The sequence below is a fragment of the Rhodoferax sp. genome, assembly GCF_028714215.1.
Lineage (GTDB): Bacteria > Pseudomonadota > Gammaproteobacteria > Burkholderiales > Burkholderiaceae_C > Rhodoferax.
On sequence record NZ_JAQTMS010000097.1, the window covers coordinates 1 to 4,479 of the forward strand.

The 4,479-nt window shown below is 61.4% G+C and carries 7 protein-coding genes; all 7 read left to right on the forward strand.

All coding sequences use genetic code 11. The features are described 5' to 3' along the window. On the forward strand, positions 1-215 hold a 215-nt coding region (locus PHS32_RS23840), incomplete at its 5' end, for a 6,7-dimethyl-8-ribityllumazine synthase (RefSeq protein WP_301082039.1). Beyond that, complete coding sequence (nusB, locus tag PHS32_RS23845; RefSeq protein WP_301082041.1) at positions 215-748, forward strand: transcription antitermination factor NusB; 534 nt, start codon at positions 215-217, stop codon at positions 746-748. The genes PHS32_RS23840 and nusB, both read left to right, overlap by 1 nt. Further along, positions 745-1,929 (forward strand): pyridoxal phosphate-dependent aminotransferase, encoded by a 1,185-nt coding sequence (locus PHS32_RS23850; RefSeq protein WP_301082044.1) that lies wholly within the window; start codon positions 745-747, stop codon positions 1,927-1,929. The genes nusB and PHS32_RS23850 overlap by 4 nt, the downstream gene beginning before the upstream one ends. Next, a complete protein-coding gene (ybgC, locus tag PHS32_RS23855; RefSeq protein ID WP_301082049.1) occupies positions 1,926-2,342 on the forward strand; it encodes a tol-pal system-associated acyl-CoA thioesterase in 417 nt (138 codons plus the stop codon). Before PHS32_RS23850 ends, ybgC begins: the two co-directional genes overlap by 4 nt. Continuing rightward, positions 2,339-3,031, forward strand: coding sequence for a protein TolQ (gene tolQ / locus PHS32_RS23860; RefSeq protein ID WP_301082053.1), 693 nt, complete (start codon positions 2,339-2,341; stop codon positions 3,029-3,031). Before ybgC ends, tolQ begins: the two co-directional genes overlap by 4 nt. 13 nt (positions 3,032-3,044) lie before the next feature. Next, positions 3,045-3,464, forward strand: coding sequence for an ExbD/TolR family protein (locus PHS32_RS23865; RefSeq protein WP_301082062.1), 420 nt, complete (start codon positions 3,045-3,047; stop codon positions 3,462-3,464). Between the two features lie 16 nt (positions 3,465-3,480). After that, complete coding sequence (gene tolA / locus PHS32_RS23870) at positions 3,481-4,359, forward strand: cell envelope integrity protein TolA (RefSeq protein WP_301082060.1); 879 nt, start codon at positions 3,481-3,483, stop codon at positions 4,357-4,359. Positions 4,360-4,479: the final 120 nt, after the last annotated feature.

Here is a 4,479-nt window from a genome sequence, read left to right on the forward strand (position 1 = left end):
GCTGCATTATTCGCGGTGAAACCTACCACTTCGAGTTGGTCGCCAACGAATCCGGCGCCGGCGTCAGCCGGGTTGCACTCGACTATCAGTTGCCGATCGCGAATGCCATCCTGACCACCGAAGATCTGGCACAGGCGGTTGCCAGACAAACCGAAAAAGGACGTGACGCGGCCCGCGTCGCGGTCGAAATGGCCAACCTGCTGGAAGAAATCTAATGACCGGACAGCACATCAAAACCCCCGACAGCCGCCCCCCGCGCCAGAGCCGCACCGGGCTCACCAGCACCGGCGCCCGCAAGGCCGGCAGCAAATCGGAGCGCAGTCGGGCCCGCGAATTCGCGTTGCAGGCGCTTTACCAGAAGCTGGTGGGGAAAAATGCGGTCTCCGAGATTGAAGCCTTCACGCGTGAGCTGGCGGGGTTTTCAAAATCGGACGCGCTGCACTTCAGCAAGCTGCTGCACGGCTGCACCGAGGAAAGAGCCCAGCTGGATGCGCTGATCGCACCCCTGCTGGACCGCAAGTTTGATGAAATATCGCCGATCGAACATGGCGTCCTGTGGATTGGCGCTTATGAGCTGCAACACTGCCCGGATGTGCCCTGGCGCGTGGTACTCAACGAATGCATAGAACTGGCCAAGGAATTTGGCGGTACCGATGGCCACAAGTACGTCAATGCCGTGCTCAACGGATTGGCGCCCCGTCTGCGTGGCGCGGAAGTGAATGCCGACCGGAGCAAGACTGGCGCATGAGAATCTCCCGGCGAGCGCAGCGAATTGAGCCGTTTTACGTGATGGAGGTGGCCAAGGCGGCGTCGGCCCTGGCGCGTGAGGTGGCGCAGACCGACTCCCCCATGATCTTGCTGAACATTGGCGAGCCCGACTTCACGGCCCCGGCGTTGGTGCAGGAAGCGGCCTGCAAAGCGGTGCATGACGGCTTGACGCACTACACGCCGGCGACCGGCCTGCTGCCCTTGCGGGAACGCATCAGCGACTGGTACTGGCAGCGCTTCAAGGCCAAGGTTCCGGCCAGCCGCATCGTGGTCACGGCCGGTGCCTCGGCAGCCTTGCAACTGGCCTGCCTGGCCCTGATCGAATCGGGCGACCAGATTCTCATGCCCGACCCCAGCTACCCCTGCAACCGGCATTTTGTCAGTGCCGCGGATGGCACCGCGGTGCTGATTCCGACGACCGCCGGCGAGCGCTTTCAGCTCAGCGCGGACAAAGTGCAAGCGGCCTGGAACGAGAAGACCCGTGGCGTACTGCTGGCCTCACCGTCGAACCCGACCGGCACCTCCATAGACCCGGCGGAGCTGCGCCGTATTCACGGCGTGGTCAGCCACAAGGGCGGCATCACGCTGGTCGATGAAATCTACCTCGGCCTGAGCTACGACGCTCAGTATGGTCAAACGGCTCTGACAGTGGATGAAGATCTGATCAGCATCAACAGTTTCAGCAAATACTTCAACATGACCGGCTGGCGGCTGGGCTGGATGGTGGTGCCGCAGCAGCTGGTGCCAGTGATCGAGCGTCTGGCGCAAAACCTGTTCATCTGCCCCAGCAGCATTTCCCAATACGCCGCCCTGGCCTGCTTCGAGCCGGACAGCCTTGCAGAATACGAGCGCCGGCGCGCCGAATTCAAGGCCCGGCGCGACTACTTCATACCGGCACTCAATGCCCTGGGCCTGAGCGTGCCGGTGCTGCCCGATGGTGCTTTTTATGCTTGGGCCGATTGCACCGCGGCCTGTCAGAAGCTGCAGGTCAAGGACAGCTGGGATCTGAGCTTTGAAATCATGCAGCGTGCCCATGTGGCAGTCACACCGGGGCGCGACTTCGGCGTCGCCGAGACGCACAATTTCATCCGCTTTTCGACCGCCAGTTCGATGCCCCAGTTGAAACTGGCGATCGACCGATTGAAAGTCCTGCTTTCATGATGGACCGCCCCCCATTTGTCTGGCCGGTACGGATTTACTGGGAGGACACGGACGCCGGCGGCATCGTGTTCTACGCCAATTACCTGAAGTTTTTCGAACGCGCCCGCACCGAATGGCTGCGCGCCCTGGGCATTGAGCAGCGCGCCCTGCGCGAGCGCAGCGGCGGCATGTTCGTGGTCAGCGACAGTCAGGTCCGCTATCTCCAGCCGGCACGGCTGGATGACGAACTTTTTGTTACAGCCTGGCCGCAGGATATCGGTCGGGCGTCGATGACAATACGGCAACAGGCCTTGCTGAAGACACAGGCAGAAAATATCCTGTTATGTGAAGCGACGATTCGGGTCGGCTGGGTTCATGCCGCAAGCTACAAACCGGCAAGAATCCCGCCAACCCTTCTGGAACTATTGAAATGAATCAAGACTTGTCGATCCTGCACATGGTGCTCAATGCCAGTTTGATCGTGCAATTGGTGATGTTGTTGCTGGTCCTGATCTCGGTCTCCAGCTGGGCCGCAATTTTTCGCAAATTGTTTGCCTTGAACCGGGTGAAATCGCTGAACGACCAGTTTGAGCGCGAGTTCTGGTCCGGCACCAGCTTGAACGACCTATTTTCCGCCGCCGCCAAGAATGCGCGCCACTCCGGCCCGATGGAACGCATCTTTGCCAGCGGCATGCGCGAGTACCAGAAGCTGCGCGAGAAACGCATCGCCGATACCAGCACCTTGATGGACGGCGCCCGACGCGCCATGCGCGCCAGCTTCCAGCGCGAGATGGATGTCATCGAAAGCAATTTGTCGTTCCTGGCCTCGGTCGGGTCGGTCTCGCCCTACGTCGGCTTGTTCGGCACCGTGTGGGGCATCATGCATTCCTTCACCGGGCTGGCTTCCCTGCAGCAGGTCACGCTGGCCACCGTCGCCCCCGGCATTGCCGAGGCCCTGGTGTCAACCGCCATCGGCCTGTTTGCCGCCATTCCGGCGGTGGTGGCCTACAACCGGTTTGCCCGCGATATCGACCGCATCGCGATCAAGCTGGAGACCTTCATCGAAGAGTTCTCCAACATCCTGCAGCGCAACGTGGGCGCCCAGTCGGCCTCCGGCCAATGAAAGGAGCTTGAACATGCCAGCCCTGGTCAGCCGCGGACGCGGCCGGCGCACCATCAACGAGATCAACATGGTGCCCTTTATCGACGTGATGCTGGTGCTGCTGATCATCTTCATGGTGACGGCGCCCCTGATCACGCCCAGCGTGATCGATTTGCCCAGTGTCGGCAAGGCGGCCAAACAACCCGATCAGGTGATTCAGATTTTCATTGGCAAGGATGAATCGCTGGAACTGAAAGTCAAGGACAAATCGAGCACCTTGGGACTCAAGGACATTGCCGCCGCGGTCAAGCAGGCACAGGGCGCTGCCAGCAACTCGGCGGTGGTCATCAGCGCCGACAAAAACATCAAATACGAAACCGTGGTCAAGGTCATGGACACCTTGCAACGCTCCGGCGTGCAGCGCATCGGCTTGTCGGTGCAACTGGCCAACTAGAAGTTAGAAGTGCCGCATGCTGGCCGCCACTGATCGCCTTGATTTCGTGCCGCCGCCGACGCCCGGCGCCTTGCGTTCGCTCGCTCTGGCGATACTGGCACACGCTTTTTTGGTCGCGGCACTGACCTGGGGCATGCACTGGCGGCGTGAGGCCGTGAGCGTCACCGCCGAGGCCGAACTGTGGTCCGAAGTACCGCAACAAGCCGCCCCGAAACCGATCGAAGCGCCGCCCGAGCCACCGGCGCCCGTGGCTGAACCAAGCCCGCCGCCGGTGCGGGCCGAGCCGCCCCTGCCAAGCGACGCCGACATCGCCTTGGCAAAAGAGAAACTGCGGCTGAAAAAGGAACAGCAGTTGGAGCAGGAGCGGCAACGCCAGGCGCAACTGAAACAGGAGAAGCTGTTGCTGGAGAAACAACGCCTGCAGGAAAAACGCGAGAAAGAGAAGCAGGCGGCCCAGGAGAAGAAGAAAGCCGACCTGGAAAAACGACGCAAGGAAGCGCTGCAGACTCAGCAGGAGGCACAAAAACTCGAAGCCCAGCGGCAAGCCAATATCAAGCGCATGACCGGCCTGGCCGGCGCCAGCGGCGCGGCAACTTCCACCGGCACGGCCCTGCAATCGTCCGGCCCGTCGGCCAGTTACGCCGGCCGCGTCAGTGGGCGGATCAAGCCCAACATCGTGTTCGTCGACGAAATCGCCGGCAACCCGATCGCTGAAGTCGACGTGCGGGCGGCGCCCAACGGCACCATCATCAGCCGCAAACTGAGCAAATCCAGCGGCGTCAAGTCGTGGGACGATGCCGTCTTGAAAGCCATCGACAAAACCGAGAAACTGCCGCCCGACGTGGACGGGCGGGTACCAAGCTCATTGATCATTGGTTTCAGGCCGAAGGAGTAACCATCCCCCGGCAAAGCCGGGGGCTTTCAAATTGTGAGCCGCTCAAAGCGGCAAAACGGGGTCGCTAACGCGGCCCCAACCCTTGGTGCCACCGTTTCGGTGGCCGTTTATCTCCACAGC